We start from the raw sequence: 21961 nt of genomic DNA, 5'->3' as shown, positions 1-21961 counted from the left end.
GAAAAATGGTAAAAATTAATTTTTCTGAAATACTATATGTTGAAAGTTTAAGTGATTATATTCAAACCCATTTAACTAATAAAACCATTACTTCTCGTGAAACCGTCAGCAATATAGAAGCCAAACTACCACAGCATCAATTTTTGAGAGTACACCACTCTTTTATTATATCTATAAATAAAATTGAATTTTTTCCAATGAGTTTGTAGAACTTGGAAATAAAGCTATCCCAATTAGTAGAGCTTACAAAATCGATGTGCTAAAAAAGTTAAAGGTCTTTAAAATAACCTTGACCATTGTAATTTAAATACATCTAGAACCTTCACAAAACAGCATTGCAATACATTTGCGTATGCAATTATCAAAAATTAAACATTCTGCTGTATTTATTGCCATTGTCGGCATTGTTTTGTTTTCAGCTAAGGCCATTATGGTTAAATTAGCCTATCAATATAATGTAAGTTCTTTGCATTTACTCATGTTCAGGATGCTTTTTTCATTGCCTTTTTATTTGATAATTTTATACTTCTTCACGCCTAAATTAACCCATAATATTAACAGAGTTGATTATTTATGGCTTATATTTTTTGGTTTTATAGGTTATTATTTAGCAAGTTATTTTGATTTTTTAGGTTTACAATACATCAAAGCAGGTTTAGAAAGAATTATTTTGTTTGCTTACCCAACTTTAGTACTTATAATTGGTAGAGTATTTTTAAGAGAAAAAATATCTTCTAAACAAATTATCGCCATTTTAATAACCTATTTTGGTGTTATTGTCACTTTTAGCGGAGAATTACAGTACAATGGCGAACACATTTTATTGGGTGGATTTCTCATTTTTTTAAGTGCTCTAACTTATGCTTCATATCTTGTTGGTAGTGGATGGTTAATTCCAAAATTTGGAGTTCTACGTTTTACATCTTATGCCATGATTGTATCATCAATATGCGTAATAATTCATTATTTAATTGTAGACCGGTCAAGTATTTTTCAATATCCCTATCAAGTGTATTTGCTTGGATTGTTGATGGCAGTTTTATCAACTTTAATCCCTTCGTTTTTGGTATCGTTGGCTATAAAAAAAATAGGAGCTTCTAATTTTTCAATCATTGGTAGTATCGGACCTGTCTCAACAATTCTATTAGCCTATATTTTTTTAGACGAACGCTTAACCTTTATGCAATTGTTAGGTGCAATAATCGTTATAATTGGTATTACATTAGTTTCTTGGAATACATCTAAAAACTTAAAAAACTTGTAGCATAACTTTTAGAACTTATCTTTGCAAAAACTTACAATTTTGGAACTCGACAATTTTATTTACAACCCCACACAAAAAACAATTTTAGATAACGGATCCTTTACCTGGAAAGCTCCAAGTAATATTGCTCTTGTAAAATATTGGGGGAAACGTGAACCACAACTTCCAGAAAACCCCTCTATTAGTTTTACCTTAGATGCTTGTCATACTGAAACCACTCTAGAATTTAAAAAAAGAGAGAAATCAGCTGAAATTTCTAAACTTGAAAGTGATGCAACTTTTGCACAATCTCTTACCCAAAAAGAATTTAAAATTGACATCTTTTTAGATGGAGAAAACAAACCTGAATTTAGAAAAAAAATAGTTGTTTTTCTAATGAGAATTGGAAAACTTGTTCCTTTCATTTCAGATTATGATTTTGTAATCAGAACCCATAATTCGTTTCCTCATAGTAGTGGCATTGCTTCGTCAGCAAGTGGCATGTCTGCTTTGGCTTTATGTATTATGAGTATGGAAAAAGCTTTAAATCCTGATATTTCAGATGAAATGTTTTATAAAAAAGCATCTTTTCTTGCTAGGTTAGGCTCTGGTAGTGCGGCACGAAGTATAGAAGGTCCACTTGTTGTTTGGGGAAAACATAATGCTATAAAAAATAGTTCTGATTTATTTGGAGTAAAGTTTACTGGAGACCTACATGATAAATTTAAGAATTACCACGATACTATTTTATTGGTAGATAAAGGTGAAAAACAAGTATCAAGTACTGTTGGTCATAACTTAATGAATAATCACCCCTTTGCTCAACAACGATTTGAGCAAGCCAATGAAAATATAATTAAAATTTCTGAAGCATTAAAAACAGGCAACTTAAAAACATTTATCAGTATTGTTGAAAGTGAAGCTTTAACTCTACACTCTATGATGATGACGAGCCACCCTTATTTTATATTAATGAAGCCCAACACACTAGAAATTATAAATAGAATTTGGGCTTTTAGAGAAGAGACAAATACAAACATTTGTTTTACATTAGATGCAGGTGCCAATGTTCATGTTTTATTTCCTGATGAAGAAAAGGAAACCTGCAATCTATTTATTATGAACGAATTAATTCAATTTTGTCAAAATAATCATTATATTTGTGATAAGGTCGGTTTTGGTGCAAACCAAATTAAACCCCAATAAATTCAACCTTTTATGTCATCCCTATTGACAGCATGATAAAGTATTGACATAATAAACTAAGACTAAAGAAACAGAACTAAATATATTTTCGGTCATATATGATTTGAATATAGGTTCTTGTTGTTTTATATTAATTAAAATCTTTAGTCATGAAAAACTTAACTTTACTTTATTGCCTTGTTACAACTATTGTTACAGGCTCTTTATTCGCTCAAAAAGACACCCTATGGTACGATGCCAATTGGGGAGAAACAGAACGAACCCAAGCCTCTTATTTTAGACCAGCACCCGAAAAAAAAGACAATGGATATTGGTGGGAGGATTATTACATAGGTGGAGTAAAACAAATGGAAGCCTTGTCGTTAAAAGAAAATGAAGAGGTTTTTCATGGAAAAGTAACTTGGTTTCATCCTAATGGAAAAGTAATGCAAACAGTTCATTATATAGAAAATATCCCTCATGGTTTACGAAAAAATTATTTTGAAAAAGGATCTTTAAAAAGTGAATATACTTATGTTAATGGTAAAATTAACGGAGACTATGTAGCTTATTACGAAAATGCTCAACTGTCAGAATCTGGTAAATATAGTAATGGAAATAGGGTAGGCAATTGGAAAGAGTATTATCAAAATGGTAAACTAAAAGCTGAAGGCACTTACACCAACGATACTAAAACAGGTACTTGGCAAGTTTATTATTACGATGGAATGACAGAAAATTAAATACTAAACATCTAATGGTAACGTTTTAATCTCTAAGTATATAAATGGTATCATTAGATTATATTATATTTGCAGCAATTTTAATGAAACACATAAAAATTAAACACTTAGAAAAAAATAATCAATAAAATTATTTATTTGATTATTAAGTAAAAAAATTAGCTGATGAAAGGACCTTTATTTTATGCTAAAATATTACTCTTTGGAGAATACGGAATTATAAAAGATTCTAAAGGATTAGCCATTCCGTATAATTTTTTTCAAGGAGCCCTGAAAACGTCCAATAATTTAACTGATGTTGCTAAAAAATCTAATGCTAATTTGAAGAAATTCTATACCTATTTGTCTACTATAGATAAAGAAAAAGTTCACTTTAGGTTAGAAGAATTGAAAAAAGACATTGACAATGGAATGTATTTCGATTCTAGCATTCCGCAAGGATATGGTGTTGGTAGTTCTGGAGCTTTAGTTGCTGCAGTTTATGACAAATATGCTGATAACAAAATTACTGTTTTAGAAAATTTAACCAGAGATAAATTATTAAAATTAAAAGAGATTTTTTCTTTAATGGAGTCTTTTTTTCATGGTAATAGTTCTGGATTAGACCCTTTAAACAGCTATTTAAGTTTACCTATTTTAATTAACTCTAAAGACAATTTAGAACCTACAGGTATTCCTTCTCAAAAAGAAGGTAAAGGAGCTGTATTTTTATTAGATTCTGAACAAATTGGCGAAACAGAACCTATGGTAAATCTTTTTATGAATAAGATGAAAAATGAGGGGTTTAGAAAAATGATTAGTAATGATTTTGCTAAATATACTGATGCTTGCATTGACGATTTTTTACACGGTAATGCAAAATCACTTTTAAGAAATGTAAAACAACTTTCTAAGGTAGTATTAGCAAATTTTAAACCTATGATTCCTAAGGCTTTTCACAGCCTTTGGCAACAAGGTATTGACACCAACGCATACTATTTAAAACTTTGTGGATCTGGTGGAGGTGGTTATATTCTTGGCTTTACACCTGATTATGTTAAAGCTCAAGATATTTTAAAAAATTATAAGTTAGAACTAGTTTACAGATTTTAACCATGGCTTATGGACTTACTAAAAGCCGCAGAACAAAACACTCCTAAAAAACCAAAAAAATATCCATTTTATTATAAATTTTTTAGTCTACTATCAGTAGTCAGAGGTTATAACATTGTAATTATTGTAATTGCACAATATTTAGCTTCAATTTTTATTTTTGCTCCAGAAAAATCGTTAAGAAGTATTCTACTCGATTTAGATTTATATTTAATTGTATTAGCCACAATTTGTGTTGTAGCCTCTGGCTATATTATTAATAACTTTTACGATGTAAATAAAGACAAAATAAATAAACCTCAAAAAACAAAATTAGATAGTATTGTAACTCAAAAAACAAAACTTTACATCTATTTTACATTAAACTTTTTAGGTTTTGTTTTTGCCTTTTTTGTATCATGGAAAGCTGCATTATTTTTTGCTGTTTATATTTTCTTAATATGGCTGTATTCACATAAATTAAGACTCTATCCTTTAGTAAAATTATTTTCAGCAGCCACTTTAGCTCTCCTTCCATTTTTTGTAATTTTTGTTTACTACGGAAACTTTTCTAAAATAATTTTTACACATGCCTCATTTTTGTTTTTTATTTTATTAATAAAAGAACTAATAAAAGATTTAGAAACATTACAAGGAGATATAGTGTCAGATTATATAACTATACCTATAAAATATAACGAAAGGTTTACAAAAATGTTAATTACACTTATTGTTTTTTTAACTATTCCCCCTATCTTATTTTTACTACGATATCCTGAAATTGGCTTAATGAAATATTACTTTTATTTTTCTGTATTGGTATTATTAATTTTTCTAATTCTATTATGGAAATCTAACACTAAAAAAGATTACATGCTGTTGCATACCATATTAAAATTGTTAATTATAGCAGGTGTATTTAGCTTGGCTCTATTAGACACTTCAGTTATTTTAAAACGCTTATTGTAGATATTATTTGCATTGAAATGAAATAAATATTACAAATAAAGGTATCTTTGCAAAAAATTTTAAATAAAAATGGCAAAACAAAACTCGTCGAGAGGACGACAAGCCAAAACGTCTTCTTCAAATTCCAAAAAAAAATCTACAACAATTAAAAAATCTTTCGATAAAAGTAAGAAATTTGGTGTCAAAAGCAAACCCAATCCTTATAGAAAAGATATTCGAAAAGATACTCCTAAACAACGCCTAGAAGAGCCTACAGAAATAAGACTGAACAAATACATTGCAAACTCAGGTATTTGCTCACGTAGAGAGGCAGACGTATTTATAAAGGCAGGTAGTGCAACTGTTAATGGTAAGGTAATTACCGAAATGGGCTATAAAGTAAAACCTACAGATACCGTTCGTTTTGATGATGTACTTATCAACCCAGAACCTAAAAGGTACGTTTTACTTAATAAACCTAAAAATTATATTACTACCACTGAAGATGAACGAGGAAGGCATACAGTAATGGAATTGGTAGGAAAAGCTACAAAAGAACGAATATACCCTGTAGGGAGACTAGATAGAAATACCACAGGATTACTATTGTTTACCAATGATGGTGAAATGGCTAAAAAATTGACACACCCAAAACATAATGTTAAGAAATTATACCACGCATCATTAGATAAAAAACTAACTTTAAGCGATTTACAAAAGATTTCAGAAAATTTTGTCTTAGATGGTAAAATGGTTTATGTAGATGCCATTTCATATATAGAAAATGAACCGAAAACAGAAGTTGGTATAGAAATTCACTCAGGAAGAAACCGAATTGTTAGAAAAATATTTGAACACTTTGGTTATAAAGTAATAAAATTAGACCGTGTTATTTTTGCTGGTATGACTAAAAAAAACTTACCTAGAGGTCATTGGCGACACTTAACGCAACAAGAAGTGAATAACCTGAAGATGATATAATTAATAAATTTCTAACAAGGTTAAAAAGTTTATCAAGTGAAATATTACATCATAGCAGGAGAAGCCTCTGGCGATTTACATGCTTCAAACCTAATGAAAGCCTTACAAAAAATAGATGTAAATGCTGAGTTTAGGTTTTGGGGTGGAGACTTAATGAAAGCTGTTGGTGGTACTCTAGTAACTCACTATAGAGATAGAGCTTTCATGGGGTTTGCGGAAGTAATATTTAATCTTCGTAAAATTTTAGGATTTATTTCTTTCTGTAAAAAAGACATTGCTCAATACAAACCCGATCAACTTATTTTTGTAGATAATTCTGGCTTTAATTTAAGAATTGCAAAATGGGCTAAAAAAGAAGGGTTTAAAACCAACTACTACATCTCACCTCAAGTTTGGGCTTCACGAGCCAGTCGAGTAAAAGCTATCAAACGAGATATTGATGCTATGTATGTAATTTTACCTTTTGAAGAAGCTTTTTATAAAAAATACAATTACAACGTCAATTTTGTTGGACATCCGTTAATTGATGCTATTGCAGACCGAAAGAATATAAGCGAAAAAGAATTTAGAAACAAGCACAAGTTAAGTGAAAAACCAATTATAGCTTTATTACCAGGAAGTAGAAAACAAGAAATTACCAAAATGCTTTCGGTAATGCTCAACATGGTTGATAAGTTTACCGATTATCAATTTGTTATTGCAGGTGCACCAAGTCAAGATTTTGAGTTTTACCAACCATTTATCAAACAAACAAACGTTAAGTTTATAGACAATAAAACGTACGATTTATTATCCGTTTCGTATGCCGCATTAGTGACATCTGGTACAGCAACATTAGAAACTGCTCTGTTTAAAGTACCGCAAGTGGTGTGTTATAAGGCTAACAATATTTCCTATCAAATTGCGAAACGAATTATTACGTTAAAATTTATTTCGTTAGTAAATTTAATTATGGATCGAGAAGTAGTTACAGAACTTATCCAGCACGATTTTAATACCAAAAACTTAGAGAAAGAATTGAATAAAATTTTAGACCCTAAACACAGAGAGCAACTTTTTTTAGACTACAATGAGTTGGAAAAATTACTAGGTGGTAAAGGTGCTAATGAAAAAGCGGCTGAACTGATTTATAATAACGGATTAAAATAAGTTGATACTATAATTTATCTACCAAATACTTTTTTCTAAAAACAATTACTAAAATAATTGTTCTTAAAAACATCCAAACTGTAAAGGCTATCCATATAGCATAAAGTTTTAAACCATAATAATCACCAATTATCAACACGGGTACAAACCCCAAAAAAGTAGCAACTAATAATGTATTTCTTAGAGTTACTGCCTCTGCCAATCCTTTAAACAATCCATCAAACACAAAAGCAAGAGCATTTAAAGGCTGCATCAATAAAACAATCCAAAAAATAGAATAGAAAGAATCTAAAACTTCTACTTCCTGAGAAAAAGCATTTCCAATAGGCACATAAAAAACAAAACACAATAGAGCTAGTATAAAAGCAATTACCACCGCATACTTACTTAAATCTATACTCAAATTCCATAAATTTTTATAATCCTTTTCCCCTAAAAGTCTTCCAGAAACAATATTTCCAACACTTGAATATCCATCTATAAAAAAAGCAAAAAAGAGCCATATTTGAAAAGCTATGGTATGAGCAGCAATATAATTATTTCCGTAAGCTGTAGCATAAGAATTAGCAAAATAAATAGCTATATTTAAAGACAAAGCTCGGATAAACAAATTTAAACTCACTACCAATAAACGTTTAATTTCTCTATTAAAAGGAAGTTGAAATTTTAAACGAAATGGCGTTTTTTTAAAAAACAAGTATAATGCCATTATAGCCATAACAGCTTGTGAAATTACACTGGCATAGGCTGCTCCTTCAATATGCATTGCAGGTATATATCCCTCAATACCAAAAACTAACAAAAAATCTAAAGCAATATTTAATAGCATTCCAGTAATGCTGATAACCATTGGCCAAAACGTATTTTGCAAGCCTCTAAAAACACCAAAAACAGAAAAAATAAATAATGTTAAGGGCAATCCTAAAGCCCTAATTTTATAATACGAAACACTATAATTTAAAATAAGTCCTTCTGCATTATACTTTTTAAAGATAAATTCCACAAACACAATAGTTACAACATAAAGTATCGTACTTAACCCTACATTAATAGTAATAATTTGAGCTGGTAATGATTGTATTTCTTCTAATCTTTTGGCTCCAAAATACTGAGCTATAATTGCAGAAATAGCTGATCGCGTTTGTGCCAAAATCCAAATTATAGCTGATAAAAAAGAACCAGCAATGCCAACAGCTGCTAAAGCTTCTGTAGGATTAACTTTAATATTACCTACAATAGCAGTATCTGTAATAGAAAGTAGTGGCTCTGCAATACCTGCTATTAAAGCGGGTATTGCTAGTTTATTAATATATTTAAAGGTTACTTTTGGTTTTGAGTGCATTTTAGTTAACTTTATTCCCTACATGAAGATGCTAAGGAATTTTAATCTAGTATCTTACTGAGATATCGTTCTCTAAAACTTTTTAATGTTTTAGATTAATTCCAAATTTTAAAATGCGAAGTTCGGAAAATAATGCTCAATTAAAGAAACATAAAAAGGAATAATATATAGTTTTTAAAATGGGAAAAGCCCCAAGAGACATGAGATGCAACTGAGGCTTTTAATTAAATAACTCTAAATTTAATTTCTTTAAATAGTCTAATTGACTATGAAGCAATTTTTTTGTGGTATTGGGTAATTATTTACTTCAAATATAGTATAGAAAAGACACATATAAATACAATTTATACATAAGCATCATTTTTCTTAACAAATGGTATAGTTTTAACAATAAATGGTAAATTGGATTCTAATTAAAAAACAAATAATTGAAAATTTTAAAATACGTACCTGCACAACTTACCATTTTATTAATTATTGGTATTGTTGTTGGACATAATATAAACATAAGTTTATGGCTGCTATTTTTTCTTTTTTCAATTTCAACACTTTATTTATCAGTAACTTATTTTATTTCAAATAAAAAAAATACTCAAAATTATTACTTTACATTTGGTGGTTATGCCATATTTATATTGTTAGGAATCTCTTCAATTACATTAAAAAATGCGACGTACAAAAAAAATAATTATACAACATTTTTGTCTGATAACAGTAATGAAATTGTTTTAATAATAGATGATATTTTAAAGCCAAACTTGTATTATAACAGCTACATTGCGAGAGTTATAACAGTTGATAAAAATAAAACTCAAGGTAAAGTCAAATTAAATATTTCGAAAAACTCCACAAAAAAAACACTTTCTATTGATGATAAAATAGTAGTCTTTGAAAAGTTTAATGTTATTGACAACCCTTTAAATCCTTATCAATTTAACTATAAAAATTATTTAGCAAAACAACAAGTTCATCATCAAATTACTATTTATAACAATTCTTATTTTCAATTAAAAAACAACAATACCACATTAAAAGGAATAGCCCATTTCTTTAGGCAAAAAATAAATACATCTCTCCAAAAACAAGGTTTTAAAGGTAATGAGTTGGCAATAATTAATGCATTATTACTTGGACAACGACAGGAAATATCAAAAGAAATCATAGAAAATTATCAAAATGCTGGAGCCATCCATATCCTAGCTGTTTCAGGCCTGCACGTTGGAATTATATTATGGATACTTTACCTACTATTCAAACCATTAGATAGACTTAAAAATGGTAAGTTTATAAAACTACTTTTTATCGTCTTGCTTTTATGGTCATTCGCTTTTATTGCCGGATTGTCAGCCTCTGTAATTAGAGCAGTTACAATGTTTACAGCCGTTGCCGTTGCATTAGTAACCAACAGTAAAAAAAACACTTATAACATATTAATTATTTCTGTTTTTATTCTACTACTATTTAACCCTTATTACCTTTTTGAAGTTGGATTTCAACTTAGTTATTTGGCCGTGTTTTTTATTGTTTGGGTACAACCGAAACTATATAATTTATGGAAACCAAAGTTCTTAATTATAGATTATCCTTGGAAACTATTAACAGTTTCAATTGCTGCTCAATTAGGTGTTCTTCCTTTAAGTTTATATTATTTTCATCAATTTCCTGGATTATTCTTTATCGCCAATCTACTAATAATTCCTTTTTTGGGCTTTATTTTAGGTTTTGGAATAGTGGTTATTATACTCGCTTTATTCGATATTTTACCCAATGTTATTGCCTATACTTATGAAAAAGTTATTTTTCTCTTAAACTCAACAGTTGGCTGGATAGGAAAACAAGAATCGTTCTTATTTCAAAATATTTCCTTTACAATTAGCTCTGCTATATTAAGCTATTTTTTTATTATTCTATTTTTTAAATGGTTTGAAACCAAAAACAAATCTCTAATACCATATGTATTAATGGCAATTGCTTTATTTCAGTCAAATTTAATTTTAGAAAAGTATCGTACTAGAACCTCTTCAGAAATCACAATTTTTAACAAATCACAACACTCAATCTTAGCAAAAAGGATAGGAAAAAACACACACATACAACATACATTAGACAGTATTACCAATACTAATATTATTAATGATTACTGTATCGGAACAAATTCTATAGTTAAAAGAATAGATAATGAAATTAAAAATGTATACCTCTTAAAATCTGAAAAAATTTTGGTAGTAGATAGTATGGGGGTTTATACGGGAATAGATTTTAAGCCTACAATAATATGGTTAAGAAACTCACCAAACATTAACCTTCAACGACTAATAAACCAAATACAACCAAAAAAAATTATTGTTGACGGTTCAAATTATAAAAGCCATGCTAAACAATGGCAAAAAACGTGCAAAAACAACAATATTCACTTCCATTACACCGTTAAAGATGGAGCTTATAGAGAAAAAATATAGGCTCTCAATAATTAGTTATATTTGCACACCTAAAATTGTTATGAAAAATACCACAACCAAATTGATGATTGTGAGATACCATTTATACTTAAAAAATTAATAAAACACATGAAAATAATAGTCCCTATGGCAGGTATAGGTTCACGCCTAAGACCACACACTTTAACTATACCAAAACCGTTAACACTAATAGCAGGAAAACCCATTGTACAGCGATTGGTTGAAGATATAGCAGCGGTTTTAAAGCAAGATGTAGAAGAAATAGCTTTTATAATAGGTCCAACCTTTCCTGCTGATACCGAAAGTAAATTATTATCTATTGCTAAAGATTTGGGAGCAAAAGGGGTAGTAACTGTTCAAAAAACGGCTTTAGGTACGGCTCATGCCATACAATGTGCAAAAGAATCTTTACATGGCCCTTGTGTTGTTGCCTTTGCTGATACCCTTTTTAAAGCCGACTTTACACTTGATAAAAATGCAGATGGTGCTATTTGGGTAAAACAAGTTAAAAACCCAAGTGCCTATGGCGTTATAAAAATGCAAGATGGTATAATTACTGATTTCGTTGAGAAACCAGAAACTTTTATTTCGGATTTAGCCATAATTGGAATCTATTACTTTAAAAAAGGCGAAATTTTAAGAGAAGAGATTCAGTATTTACTTGATAATGACATCAAAGATAAAGGTGAATATCAATTGACAGATGCACTAGAAAACATGAAGAAAAAAGGTATGCAGTTTGTGCCTGGTCAAGTGGATGAATGGATGGATTGCGGTAATAAAGAAATTACAGTTGAAACAAATGGAAGAGTATTACAATTTGCACAACAAGCAGGACAAGACTTGGTGTCTAAATCTGTAATTTTAGAGAATGCTGAAATTATACAGCCTTGTTACATCGGTGACAATGTTACGTTAATTAATACTAAAATTGGACCAAATGTATCTCTTGGCACAAATAGTGTAGTAAAAGATTCTACAATAAGCAATTCATTAATTCAAACCAATACAACAATAGAAAATGCAACTTTAACTAATGCTATGATAGGTAATAATGTGAAATACAATGGTAATTTTACCTCTATTAGTATTGGAGACTATTCTGAATTGAAATAGGTTTTATGACTACTTGGATCAAACATATCATAGCTTTAATTATGATGAGTTCTTCTTTTATAGGATTTACTCAAAACGATTCATTGGCTCTTGCTTTTTTAGCAAAAAAAAATGTAGAAGAACTCAAATTAGAACAAAAAAATCTAGATTTTGAAAAATATTTTTTTGAAGCTTTACAACAGAAAGCAATAGGTAATTTTGACAAAGCCATTACAGCCTTAGAAAAATGTCAGGATATAAAAAATGACGACAAGGCCATAAATTTTGAATTTGGTAAAAATTACCATGAACTTAAACAATATGCTGAAGCAGAGGTGTTTACAAAAAAAGCATTGGAAAAAGATGCTAACAATCTTTACATGCAACTATTGTTAAGGGATATTTATAACAAACAAAATAATTTTAAAGCAGCCCTAGAAGTTCAAGAAAAAATTGCAGATAAGTATGATGATTCTAAATTAGATTTAGTGATTCTTTATATCAAAAACAATCAGATTGATACTGCTAAAGAAATTTTAATTGATTTAGAAAAAAAAGGAACATTAGATGAAACTTTTCTTCCTTTTAAGGAATCTATTTTAACAGGAGAAGTATCAACACCCAACAATACTGAAAAAAAACCTATTGAAAATCAAACACTATCTGAATTACAACAGACTTACCAAACAGATAAATCGTTTCGTGTTTTAAAGCAATTGCTTATTAAACTAAACCAAAAGAAGAAATATTTAGAGTTAGAAAAACAAAGTGCTGAAGGTATTGAATTTTTTCCGGCTCAACCCTTTGTATACTTAATGCATGGTACAGCTTTAAACTTTACCAAACAGTACAATCAAGCCTTAACTCAATTAGAAATGGGTCTTGAATACATTGTTGATGACACTTTACTCAAAGCCGATTTTTATGATCAAATAGCACTGAGTTATAAAGGGTTAAAAAATAATGTTGAAGCTTCAAAAAATTATAACAAAGCCTCTGCTTTACGCGAAAATAAATCATAAAATGTTAAAAAAAATAGCCATAATCACACTTGTTATTATATCTTTTTCGGCATGTAAAACTACAAAAGTGATAAATGAAGATGGAAACTTAGGCTTATCATCTAAAAAAGTGATAAAAAACCATTATATCAATTCATTCGATAAAAAATCTATTAATGCAAAACTAAAAATAAAATATAAAGGGAAAAGTAGCCTACCAAGTGTAACTGGCTCTTTAAGACTACAAAAAGACAAAGCTATTTGGATTAGTTTAACCAAATTGGGTTTTCCAGTGGGTAAAGTTTTAATTACTCCAGAAAGAGTTAGTTTTTACGAAAAAATTAACCGCACCTATTTTGATGGTGATTTTACGTTATTAAGTAATTTTTTAGGTACAGAATTGAACTTTCAAAAAGTACAAGATTTATTGCTTGGACAAAGTATATTAGATTTAAAAAAAGAAGCTTTTGAAATTACTTCTACTGATCAAAATTATTTACTAAAACCAAAAGTAAATAATCCTTTATTTGATGTTCTTTTTTTAATAAACCCTATTAACTTTAAACTAAATAGTCAACAACTCAAACAAAAAGGAGAAAACAATACATTGGTAATAAATTACACTGATTATGAAACCATTGATAACGAATTTTTTCCAAGAAAAATTCATATCACAGCAAAAGATTTAAAGAATACTTCAACTATTGATGTTGATTACAAGTCTGTTGAATTTGATAAAGCTGTTAGTTTCCCTTTTGAAATACCTAAAAATTACGAAAAAATAGAATTAGAATAATCATATAATTTTTGTTGAAATATTTTTTAATTCTGAAATGTTATTTACTTAAAAAAGGATAGTTTTGTAACATGAACTTAAGAGTTGTCTTTTTTATTGCTATCTCCATTTTCTTTACGTATACCTCTTTTGGTCAAACTAAATCTCAATTAGAGAAAAAGAGGAAAGAAATACAAAAGGAAATAAAAGAAACACAAACCCTTTTATTTAAGTCTAAAAAAGAGGCTGAGACCTTATTGTCAGAACTTGACGATTTAACAAAAATAATAAGTATTCGTTCTCGATTAATTAGAACTATTGATGAAGAAGCTAAAGTTCTTTCAAAAGCTATTGCAAAAAATGAAAAAGAGATAGCCATCTTAGAGAAAAAACTAGAGGTGTTAAAAAAGGATTATGCCAACATGGTAGTTAATTCTTATAAGAGTAAAAATAAACAAAGCCGTTTAATGTTTTTACTTTCTTCTGAAAGCTTTTTACAAGCCTACAAGCGTTTACAGTATATAAAACAATATGCAAATTATAAAAAAGAGCAAGGAGAACAAATAAAAATTTCTGCTAATAAATTAAGCGTGTTAACTGATTCTTTGCGTACTAAAGAAGAGGAAAAGAGACAACTAATAGCATTACATACAAAACAAAAAGATAGTATAGATCGCGAAAAAAATTCACAAGTAAAACTAGTGAGTAAAGTAAAAGCAAAAGAGAAAAAGTACATTGCTCAAATTAAAAGCAAACAAGCGGAAGAACGTAAAATTGAACAACAAATAGACAAGCTTATTGCTGCTGCCATAGCAAAATCTAAAAAAGGTACAAATAAAAAAGCTTCTTCAGGGTTTCATTTAACCCCAGAAGAAAAAAACTTAAGCGGTGATTTTGTTGATAATAAAGGAAAATTACCATGGCCCGTAAAAAAAGGATTGGTTATTAGAAAATATGGTACACAGCCGCACCCTACATTGGCCGGTATTACTATTCAAAGTAGTGGCATACACATTGCTACAGAAAAAGGAGCTAAGGCAAGAGCTATTTTTAAAGGAAAAGTAATGTCTATACAGTTGCAGTCTGGTAGAAAAAAATTGGTTTTAATCCAACATGGAAATTATATAAGTGCTTATACAAATTTAGACGATGTGATGTTTAAACTTGGCGACACCGTTAATACAGGAGACGAAATAGGCACAATTCATACGGACGCAGTTAGTGGCAAAACAGTTTTAATATTTAGTCTATTTAAAGAAACTCGAAAACTTAATCCTGAACCTTGGATTGGCAAGCTAATTTAACTAAAAAGAGCTTTTAATTCATCCGCTTCTTCAGGTTTCATTCTGCCAGATAATATTAAACTTAATTGTTTTCTGCGTAAGGCACCATTATAACGCTCTATTTCTAAATCTGTTTCGGGCTTAATCATTGGAACTTTTACCGGAGAACCTGTTAAATCTACGGCAACAAAAGTATATATTCCTTCATTTACTTTTGTTTTTTCACCAGTTTCCTGATCTTCTGTCCATACATCGGCATAAACTTCCATTGAAGAGTTAAAAGCCCTTGACACCTTTGCTTCTACAATAACAACACTACCTACTGGCACTGCTTTATTGAAAGCAACATGATTTACAGATGCAGTAACTACTATTTTTTTTGAATGCCTTTGAGCTGCAATACTACATGCCCTATCCATCCTTGCCAATAATTCGCCACCAAACAAATTGTGTAAAGAATTGGTTTCTCCTGGCAAAACCATATCTGTTAATATTGTTAATGATTCCTTAGGGGTTTTCGCTTCCATCTTAAGATAATTTCTTTATTAGTTACTCATCCGTAGTTTAACGGAGACTTGTACTATTTATTTTGGTTGGTAAAGATAAGTAAAATGAAAAGTCTAATTTATTATACTATAATTTTGGGATTTAGTTAATTTTAAAACACTTAAAGAAGACAAAGTTATAAGCGAAAACAAACTATCTATAATTTTATTTGCAAATAAAAGAATTGATTGATTCTGTTTTATTCAATTAAGGAATTTTTTTTACAAATCTTGTATCAACAACCAAGCATCTTGATCAGATTCTGTTTCTCTTATTCTATAAAGGCTATTTATGGCATCATTTTTTTCGGTATAACTCTCATAAGCCACTTGGGTTAATCCCCATTTATTAACACCTAAAATTTTAGCTTTATATCCGTTAGCCATCAGTTGATTTACTAGACGTTGTGCATTTTCTGGATAGCGAAATGCACCCGCAACAATATGATAAGGTTTTTTATCTAAACTAACTTCAACACCAATTGAAGGTAACGCTTCAGAAACAATAAAAGTAGCCTTTTCAATTTTTGTTTGTATCTGCTTTTGCTCCTCTTTAGTAGCAATAATTTGTTGTTCAGTTAAATACTTTTGATATATAGAATTAGCTCCAACTCCTAACAAAGAAAGCCCAATCACAAAAATGGCTGCGTACTTTAAAAAGGCATTAGATTCCTTATTTCTTTTAGTATTTAATTGAACAGGCCTTTCTATTACAGCAGCACTTTCTTTAAGTAAAACTTCCCTTTTTACCTCTGGCAAAACAAAAGAAGACAAACCAAAAGCTTCTGTTAAATAATTAATTTCTGTTTGTGGCTCAAAAAGTATGGTATTATTACTATCTAAAGAAAACTTACCTATAGAATCTAAAGTTAAATCTGTTTGCTTAATAATATCATACCATTGCCCAACTTCAAATTTTATAAAATTAAGAGCATGCTCATAAGGCACTTGATCTACAGCAGCAATATAGTTAGCCAATAACCCATCATTATTTTTTAAATGACTATTAAACGTAATAAGTTTATGTGGTGGATAAAAAGTTTTTGAATAAGGGCTAATAATAGCAGATTTTGTATTGGTTACGAAGCCTCCAAATCCAGGTACAATTACACATTCGTAACGATATAATAAATCACTTATGTAATTACTAAGTTTCAGTTGAATAAAATTTAGGGGTTAAGTACTACTTTCGCAAAAATAAAAAAAACTTTATTCTTAATAAAGTTTAACACCGCTTTTTATTAAAAAAGTTTATATCTTGAAAACTATAATTTTACTCTAAGCATATTGCTTAAATAATAGGATAGGATATACATGAAAAATGAAGAACTATTAAATTTACTTGCTTTAATCCGTGTTGATGGTATAGGTGATGTCATGGCAAAAAAATTGATAGCTCACTGTGGAAGTGCACTTGGGGTTTTCTCTGAAAAAAAACAAACTTTAGTCAAAATTCCTGGAGTTGGCACTTCAATTACTTATGCTTTAAGAGATAAAACTTACTTTGAAAAAGCAGCTGAAGAAATTGAATATATGGATAAAAACAATATTCAGGTTTCCTATTTTCAAGATGATGATTATCCTCATTATTTAAAACATTGTTTTGATGCTCCAATCCTTTTTTTTAAAAAAGGAAATATGGACATAAACAACTACAAAACAATTAGTATTGTTGGTACCAGACAAATGACTAGTTACGGAAAATCTGTATTAGAAGATTTAATGCTTAGCTTAAAAGAATACAATCCTATTATAATAAGTGGGTTAGCATATGGTGTAGACATTCATGCCCATAAATTAGCATTAGAGTACAACTTGCAAACAATTGGAGTATTGGCTCATGGTTTAGACAGAATTTATCCTTCGTTACACAAAAAATATGCAGATAAAATGCTAACCAATGGTGGATTACTCACTGATTTTTGGTCAGGTACAAATCCTGACAGAGAAAATTTTGTAAAACGGAATAGAATCGTGGCGGGTTTATCTCAAGCTACAGTTGTAATTGAATCTGCAGAAAAAGGAGGTTCGTTAATTACAGCAGATATTGCCAACTCTTATAATAGAGATGTTTTTGCTGTACCAGGTAGAATTACTGATACTTACAGCAAAGGGTGTAATCAACTTATTAAAATTAATAAAGCTGCCTCTTTAACATCTGCCAAAGATATTGCTTATATTTTAGGATGGGAAAAGGATAACGAAAAGAAAAAAGCCATTCAACAACAGTTATTTATTGAATTAAACGATACAGAAAAACTAGTATATAATTACCTTCTCAAAGAAGGGAAGCAACAATTGGATATTATTGCTTTACATTGTAATTTGCCAATATTTAAAATTGCAACATTGCTATTGACTTTAGAACTTAAAGGTGTTATAAAGCCACTACCAGGAAAAATTTTTGAAGCCATTTAAAATTAATAAAAACGTGTAAAATTTAAATCACCCCTTTTTCAATAAAATACTGTACCACAGCTTCTTTCATTAATATTGATTGTTCTCCAGGTTTTAAATGGGGCAATTGCTCAACAACTTTATAATGTGGCCAACCATCATCATCGAAATAATCAAATTCATAGTAGCCTAATGGTTCTAACAACTTACAAATAGCAATATGCATCAAATTTATTTTATCATCTTTTTTAAATTTACGATAACCTTGACCTAATTCTTGAACTCCTATTAAATAAATAATGGCATCTAAATCTACAGTTTCACCATCTGCGAATTGCTTTGAAATTTTAGTTCTTAAAATTTCCCACTTTTCTTTTAATTCTATATCTCTTGACACTTTTTTATTTTTAATTTATTAAATATTCCCGCTTTCGCGGGAATATTTTTAGTGTTATCTACTTTATTTTTTCTTTACCATCATCTTAGATATATTTAACAATACATCTAATCCAAATGATAAATTTCCATAATGTTATGCAAAATAGCATCGAAATCAATTTTTAAATCAATCAGCTTTCCTGTATGAATATCAAATACCCAACCATGTACTTTTAATCCTCTATCTCTGTATGCCTTTTGTACAGCTGCCGTTTTAATTAAATTTATACATTGTTCTTGTACGTTTAATTCAACCAATCTATCATATTTTTTTTCTTCATTTTCAATAGCATTCAGTTCTGTTTTATGAAGACGATAAACATCACGAATATTACGTAACCATGGGTTTAAAATACCTAAATCAGCCGATTGCATAGCGGCTTTTACACCACCACAGGCATAATGCCCACAAACTACAACGTGATTCACTTTTAAATGGTCAACAGCATAATTAACCACCGACATAACATTTAAATCTATACTAATAACCATATTAGCAATGTTTCTGTGTACAAAAACATCTCCAGGACCTACTCCCATTAAATCTTCGGCAGTTACCCTACTATCAGAACAGCCAATATATAATAATTCTGGGTTCTGTCCTTTTCCCAGTTTTTCAAAATAATCTGCATCGACAGCAAGTTTATTTTTTATCCATTGTTCATTATTTTTAAATACATTTTTTAAATCCATAATTTTGTTTTAAATGTTTTATGGTAAGCTGTTGCCATACCAAATTTACTAAAATTGTGTTCTCAAGGTATTATTTCTATTGAATTTATAAATCTTATAATCAGAATAAATGCTCTCTTCTTTTTTATAAACAATATTAAACTACCTTGAAACTAATCCTTTTTTATTTTTTCTATTACATTAAAATTATTTTATATCTCTATTACGAAACCAATAGTGATACTTTTAACTTGTTTACAACTTCTCTTAATGAAATTTCACCAAACTTTTTTGAATTATTTTCAGCTCTATCTACACACAGTAAATTAATATTACTTTTCAACAGGTATGAAGAAAGCGTGGTTATTGTATTTGGGTTTTTCTCAAACACATATTCTACTGTTTTCACCTCTTTTGATACAGGTACACTTTGTTCTTCATTTTGAGTTTTAATAACTTTAAAAGATTTTAAGGGTGTTTTTGTATGAGCCATTAAACCTTTATGAAATTTAGTTTTAAAAATTTTACAAGACCCATCCAAAACTCCTAAAGATACTTTTTCATTAGGCACTAATGCATTTTCATTTGCTGCAATTAAAACATTACCATTAAATTTTTTCAAAACAAACTGTGTTACACTATCTCCAATCAATTGAAGAGGGCTAGAATCTCGTTGTCCTAAAACTATTACATCTGGTTTATAATCATTAATACGTTTAAGTATTTCAACTTTTAATTTACCTTGGGAATATTTATAATTAATAGCAATATTATAAGCTCTTGAAATAGGATCAATTAACGTTTCAATTTTCTTTTTTATAGATTCATCCTCTTCTTTTATAGCTTTATTTTTAGAAGACTTACTTCCTTTTACGATCTCTATCTGTTTTTTTACATAAAATAATTCTATCTCGGCATTAATCATATTTGCTAAACTAACACTACTTTCTAAAGTTGTACTTGCAGTTTTTTTTAAATCTGAAAGTACCAATATTTTATATTTATCAGTTTTCATAATTTTCAAATTTAACTTAAACTTATACTTGATTTAGGTCTTAATTTAAAGAACTCAATAAAACTTGGTGGATTTTCAACCACACCACGTTTAGAGATTAGCTTAATATCAATATTCCGTTCCTTAGCTTTAAATGCAAAATCTTCTAAAATTTCTATAATATCATAATCAAGATATCTGGTTTTTGTTACATCAAACTCAAAATAAGTGTCTCTTGGTAAACTATCTAACTCTTTTAAAATAGCTCCTTTATTAAAAAAGGTAACTTCTTCTGCAAGGGTCATCTTAATTCTATGCTTTCCATTACTATTGTCTTCAATATGAAGGAAATGTGAGTTTTGATAATTTTTTAATAGTATAACAATAATTCCAACCAATAAACCTAATCCAATACCAACCAATAAATCTGTAAAAACAATTCCTAGAACTGTAACAAAAAATGGTACAGACTGTTTCCAACCTAATTGATACATTTTTTTAAATAAAGAAGGTTTTGCCAACTTATAACCAACAATTAATAAAATTGCTGCTAATACTGACAAAGGAATTTTATTGAGTAATTTAGGAATAAGAATAACAGATATTAAAAGTAAAAATCCGTGTAAAATAGCTGACATTTTACTTTTACCTCCAGATTGAATATTGGCGGAGCTTCTTACAATTACTTGAGTAATAGGTAAACCTCCAATAAGTCCAGAAACAATATTACCAGTACCTTGAGCTAATAATTCTCTATTTGTAGGAGTTACATTTTTATCAGGGTCAATCTTATCAGAAGCTTCAACACACAATAAAGTTTCTAAACTTGCTACTAACGCAATAGTAAATGCGACTACCCAAACTTCTGGATTAGTAATTGCAGAAAAGTTTGGAAAACTAAATTGACCAAGAAATGAATTAATATCCTCAGGAATTGGAACACTTACCATGTGAGTACTTCCAATAGCAAATACTTCACTTTCTTTTGTTAAAGTAAAAAACACTATTCCTAACACAACTACTACAAATGGTCCTTGAATAATCTCAAATACTTTAGATTTCTTAGTCAACACCTTATCCCAAAGAATTAATAATACCAAACTAATAAAACCTATTAATGCTGCTCCAGGTTGTATATTACTTATTACATTAATTAACTCCGAGAAGGTATTGCCTCCATCTAACTCAAAAAATTCTAAATCCCATGCAGATTCTTCATCATAACCAAAAAAATTAGGAATTTGTTTTAAAATAATTATAATACCAATACCCGTAAGCATTCCTTTTATCACAGATGAAGGGAAATAATATCCAATAATCCCAGCTTTTAAAACGCCAAAAATTAATTGAATAAGACCTCCTAAAACAACTGCAACTAAGAAATTTTCGTAACCTCCTAAAGTACCTATTGCAGTCAATACAATTGCTGCTAAACCCGCTGCCGGACCACTAACACCCACTTTAGAACCACTTAAACCACCTACTACAATTCCTCCTACAATTCCAGCAATTAATCCAGAGAAGAGAGGGGCTCCACTGGCTAAAGCAATACCTAAACATAATGGTAATGCCACAAAAAAAACAACGACACTTGCTGGCAAGTCGCTTTTAATCGTTTTAAACATAAAAATGAATTATTT

Annotated in this window: 21 protein-coding genes; 14 read left to right on the top strand and 7 right to left on the bottom strand. The window is 29.4% G+C overall.

Going from position 1 to position 21961, the window contains the following annotated elements:
* Window positions 1-5 precede the first annotated feature (5 nt).
* The 8 genes from EGM88_RS09475 (at window position 6) to lpxB (ending at window position 7320) form a co-directional block, all read left to right on the top strand.
* Entirely contained in the window at window positions 6-209 is a 204-nt protein-coding gene (locus tag EGM88_RS09475; RefSeq protein WP_123897885.1) for a LytR/AlgR family response regulator transcription factor, read from the top strand.
* A gap of 143 nt (window positions 210-352) precedes the next feature.
* Window positions 353-1264, top strand: a complete 912-nt coding sequence (locus EGM88_RS09470; RefSeq protein WP_123897883.1) for a DMT family transporter — start codon at window positions 353-355, stop codon at window positions 1262-1264.
* A 39-nt stretch (window positions 1265-1303) separates the two neighbouring features.
* Window positions 1304-2449: a diphosphomevalonate/mevalonate 3,5-bisphosphate decarboxylase family protein gene (locus EGM88_RS09465; protein ID WP_123897881.1), complete on the top strand. Its 1146-nt coding sequence runs from the start codon at window positions 1304-1306 to the stop codon at window positions 2447-2449.
* 149 nt (window positions 2450-2598) lie between these two features.
* The gene (locus EGM88_RS09460) at window positions 2599-3171 is read left to right on the top strand and encodes a toxin-antitoxin system YwqK family antitoxin (RefSeq protein WP_123897879.1); all 573 of its coding nucleotides are present in this window, start codon (window positions 2599-2601) and stop codon (window positions 3169-3171) included.
* A 165-nt stretch (window positions 3172-3336) separates the two neighbouring features.
* Window positions 3337-4263, top strand: a complete 927-nt coding sequence (locus EGM88_RS09455; protein ID WP_123897877.1) for a mevalonate kinase family protein — start codon at window positions 3337-3339, stop codon at window positions 4261-4263.
* A gap of 9 nt (window positions 4264-4272) precedes the next feature.
* Window positions 4273-5211 carry a geranylgeranylglycerol-phosphate geranylgeranyltransferase gene (locus tag EGM88_RS09450; RefSeq protein ID WP_123897864.1) on the top strand — a complete coding sequence of 313 codons (939 nt, stop codon included), beginning with the start codon at window positions 4273-4275 and terminating at the stop codon, window positions 5209-5211.
* A gap of 69 nt (window positions 5212-5280) precedes the next feature.
* Window positions 5281-6171 (top strand): pseudouridine synthase, encoded by an 891-nt coding sequence (locus EGM88_RS09445; protein WP_123897862.1) that lies wholly within the window; start codon window positions 5281-5283, stop codon window positions 6169-6171.
* Between the two features lie 36 nt (window positions 6172-6207).
* Window positions 6208-7320 carry a lipid-A-disaccharide synthase gene (lpxB, locus tag EGM88_RS09440; protein WP_123897860.1) on the top strand — a complete coding sequence of 371 codons (1113 nt, stop codon included), beginning with the start codon at window positions 6208-6210 and terminating at the stop codon, window positions 7318-7320.
* A 7-nt stretch (window positions 7321-7327) separates the two neighbouring features.
* Here the strand turns inward: lpxB and EGM88_RS09435 are convergent, their stop codons facing one another.
* The gene (locus EGM88_RS09435) at window positions 7328-8662 is read right to left on the bottom strand and encodes an MATE family efflux transporter (RefSeq protein ID WP_123897858.1); all 1335 of its coding nucleotides are present in this window, start codon (window positions 8660-8662) and stop codon (window positions 7328-7330) included.
* Window positions 8663-9090: 428 nt separating this feature from the next.
* Here EGM88_RS09435 and EGM88_RS09430 point away from each other — a divergent pair, with 428 nt between their 5' ends.
* From EGM88_RS09430 to EGM88_RS09410, 5 genes are all read left to right on the top strand, one after another.
* The gene (locus tag EGM88_RS09430; RefSeq protein WP_123897856.1) at window positions 9091-11121 is read left to right on the top strand and encodes a ComEC/Rec2 family competence protein; all 2031 of its coding nucleotides are present in this window, start codon (window positions 9091-9093) and stop codon (window positions 11119-11121) included.
* A 108-nt stretch (window positions 11122-11229) separates the two neighbouring features.
* Window positions 11230-12237 (top strand): sugar phosphate nucleotidyltransferase, encoded by a 1008-nt coding sequence (locus EGM88_RS09425; RefSeq protein ID WP_123897854.1) that lies wholly within the window; start codon window positions 11230-11232, stop codon window positions 12235-12237.
* A 5-nt stretch (window positions 12238-12242) separates the two neighbouring features.
* Window positions 12243-13238, top strand: a complete 996-nt coding sequence (locus EGM88_RS09420) for a tetratricopeptide repeat protein (RefSeq protein ID WP_123897852.1) — start codon at window positions 12243-12245, stop codon at window positions 13236-13238.
* Window position 13239: 1 nt separating this feature from the next.
* On the top strand, window positions 13240-14013 hold the full coding sequence (locus tag EGM88_RS09415) for a DUF4292 domain-containing protein (RefSeq protein ID WP_162497563.1): 774 nt from the start codon (window positions 13240-13242) through the stop codon (window positions 14011-14013).
* Between the two features lie 71 nt (window positions 14014-14084).
* The gene (locus EGM88_RS09410; RefSeq protein WP_123897849.1) at window positions 14085-15296 is read left to right on the top strand and encodes a murein hydrolase activator EnvC family protein; all 1212 of its coding nucleotides are present in this window, start codon (window positions 14085-14087) and stop codon (window positions 15294-15296) included.
* Here EGM88_RS09410 and EGM88_RS09405 read toward each other — a convergent pair.
* Together EGM88_RS09405 and EGM88_RS09400 are read right to left on the bottom strand one after the other, a co-directional pair.
* Window positions 15293-15802, bottom strand: coding sequence for an acyl-CoA thioesterase (locus EGM88_RS09405; RefSeq protein ID WP_123897847.1), 510 nt, complete (start codon window positions 15800-15802; stop codon window positions 15293-15295). The genes EGM88_RS09410 and EGM88_RS09405 overlap by 4 nt on opposite strands.
* Window positions 15803-16042: 240 nt before the next feature.
* On the bottom strand, window positions 16043-16978 hold the full coding sequence (locus EGM88_RS09400) for an HU domain-containing protein (RefSeq protein WP_123897845.1): 936 nt from the start codon (window positions 16976-16978) through the stop codon (window positions 16043-16045).
* 156 nt (window positions 16979-17134) lie between these two features.
* On the opposite strand from EGM88_RS09400, the gene dprA reads away from it, so the two are divergent.
* On the top strand, window positions 17135-18238 hold the full coding sequence (dprA, locus tag EGM88_RS09395) for a DNA-processing protein DprA (protein WP_123897843.1): 1104 nt from the start codon (window positions 17135-17137) through the stop codon (window positions 18236-18238).
* Window positions 18239-18260: 22 nt separating this feature from the next.
* On the opposite strand, the gene EGM88_RS09390 is transcribed toward dprA, so the two are convergent.
* The 4 genes from EGM88_RS09390 to EGM88_RS09375 form a co-directional block, all read right to left on the bottom strand.
* Window positions 18261-18614: a hypothetical protein gene (locus EGM88_RS09390; protein WP_123897841.1), complete on the bottom strand. Its 354-nt coding sequence runs from the start codon at window positions 18612-18614 to the stop codon at window positions 18261-18263.
* Between the two features lie 107 nt (window positions 18615-18721).
* Window positions 18722-19348, bottom strand: a complete 627-nt coding sequence (locus EGM88_RS09385; RefSeq protein ID WP_123897839.1) for a carbonic anhydrase — start codon at window positions 19346-19348, stop codon at window positions 18722-18724.
* Between the two features lie 202 nt (window positions 19349-19550).
* Window positions 19551-20342 (bottom strand): universal stress protein, encoded by a 792-nt coding sequence (locus tag EGM88_RS09380; RefSeq protein WP_123897837.1) that lies wholly within the window; start codon window positions 20340-20342, stop codon window positions 19551-19553.
* Window positions 20343-20353: 11 nt separating this feature from the next.
* A complete protein-coding gene (locus tag EGM88_RS09375; RefSeq protein ID WP_123897836.1) occupies window positions 20354-21946 on the bottom strand; it encodes a SulP family inorganic anion transporter in 1593 nt (530 codons plus the stop codon).
* Between the last annotated feature and the right edge of the window lie 15 nt (window positions 21947-21961).

This window comes from Aureibaculum marinum (assembly GCF_003813905.1).
Lineage (GTDB): Bacteria > Bacteroidota > Bacteroidia > Flavobacteriales > Flavobacteriaceae > Aureibaculum > Aureibaculum marinum.
The sequence above is the reverse complement of the archived record's forward strand: the minus strand, read 5'-3'. Positions and strand labels throughout refer to the sequence as shown.

Coding starts and splice junctions, on each gene's coding strand:
- EGM88_RS09380 (WP_123897837.1), bottom strand. CDS start 20,342: ATGAAAACTGATAAATATAAAATATTGGTACTTTCAGATTTAAAAAAA.
- EGM88_RS09470 (WP_123897883.1), top strand. CDS start 353: ATGCAATTATCAAAAATTAAACATTCTGCTGTATTTATTGCCATTGTC.
- EGM88_RS09450 (WP_123897864.1), top strand. CDS start 4,273: ATGGACTTACTAAAAGCCGCAGAACAAAACACTCCTAAAAAACCAAAA.
- EGM88_RS09445 (WP_123897862.1), top strand. CDS start 5,281: ATGGCAAAACAAAACTCGTCGAGAGGACGACAAGCCAAAACGTCTTCT.
- EGM88_RS09375 (WP_123897836.1), bottom strand. CDS start 21,946: ATGTTTAAAACGATTAAAAGCGACTTGCCAGCAAGTGTCGTTGTTTTT.
- EGM88_RS09475 (WP_123897885.1), top strand. CDS start 6: ATGGTAAAAATTAATTTTTCTGAAATACTATATGTTGAAAGTTTAAGT.
- EGM88_RS09435 (WP_123897858.1), bottom strand. CDS start 8,662: ATGCACTCAAAACCAAAAGTAACCTTTAAATATATTAATAAACTAGCA.
- EGM88_RS09455 (WP_123897877.1), top strand. CDS start 3,337: ATGAAAGGACCTTTATTTTATGCTAAAATATTACTCTTTGGAGAATAC.
- EGM88_RS09460 (WP_123897879.1), top strand. CDS start 2,599: ATGAAAAACTTAACTTTACTTTATTGCCTTGTTACAACTATTGTTACA.
- dprA (WP_123897843.1), top strand. CDS start 17,135: ATGAAAAATGAAGAACTATTAAATTTACTTGCTTTAATCCGTGTTGAT.
- EGM88_RS09385 (WP_123897839.1), bottom strand. CDS start 19,348: ATGGATTTAAAAAATGTATTTAAAAATAATGAACAATGGATAAAAAAT.
- EGM88_RS09425 (WP_123897854.1), top strand. CDS start 11,230: ATGAAAATAATAGTCCCTATGGCAGGTATAGGTTCACGCCTAAGACCA.
- EGM88_RS09420 (WP_123897852.1), top strand. CDS start 12,243: ATGACTACTTGGATCAAACATATCATAGCTTTAATTATGATGAGTTCT.
- EGM88_RS09410 (WP_123897849.1), top strand. CDS start 14,085: ATGAACTTAAGAGTTGTCTTTTTTATTGCTATCTCCATTTTCTTTACG.
- EGM88_RS09415 (WP_162497563.1), top strand. CDS start 13,240: ATGTTAAAAAAAATAGCCATAATCACACTTGTTATTATATCTTTTTCG.
- EGM88_RS09405 (WP_123897847.1), bottom strand. CDS start 15,802: ATGGAAGCGAAAACCCCTAAGGAATCATTAACAATATTAACAGATATG.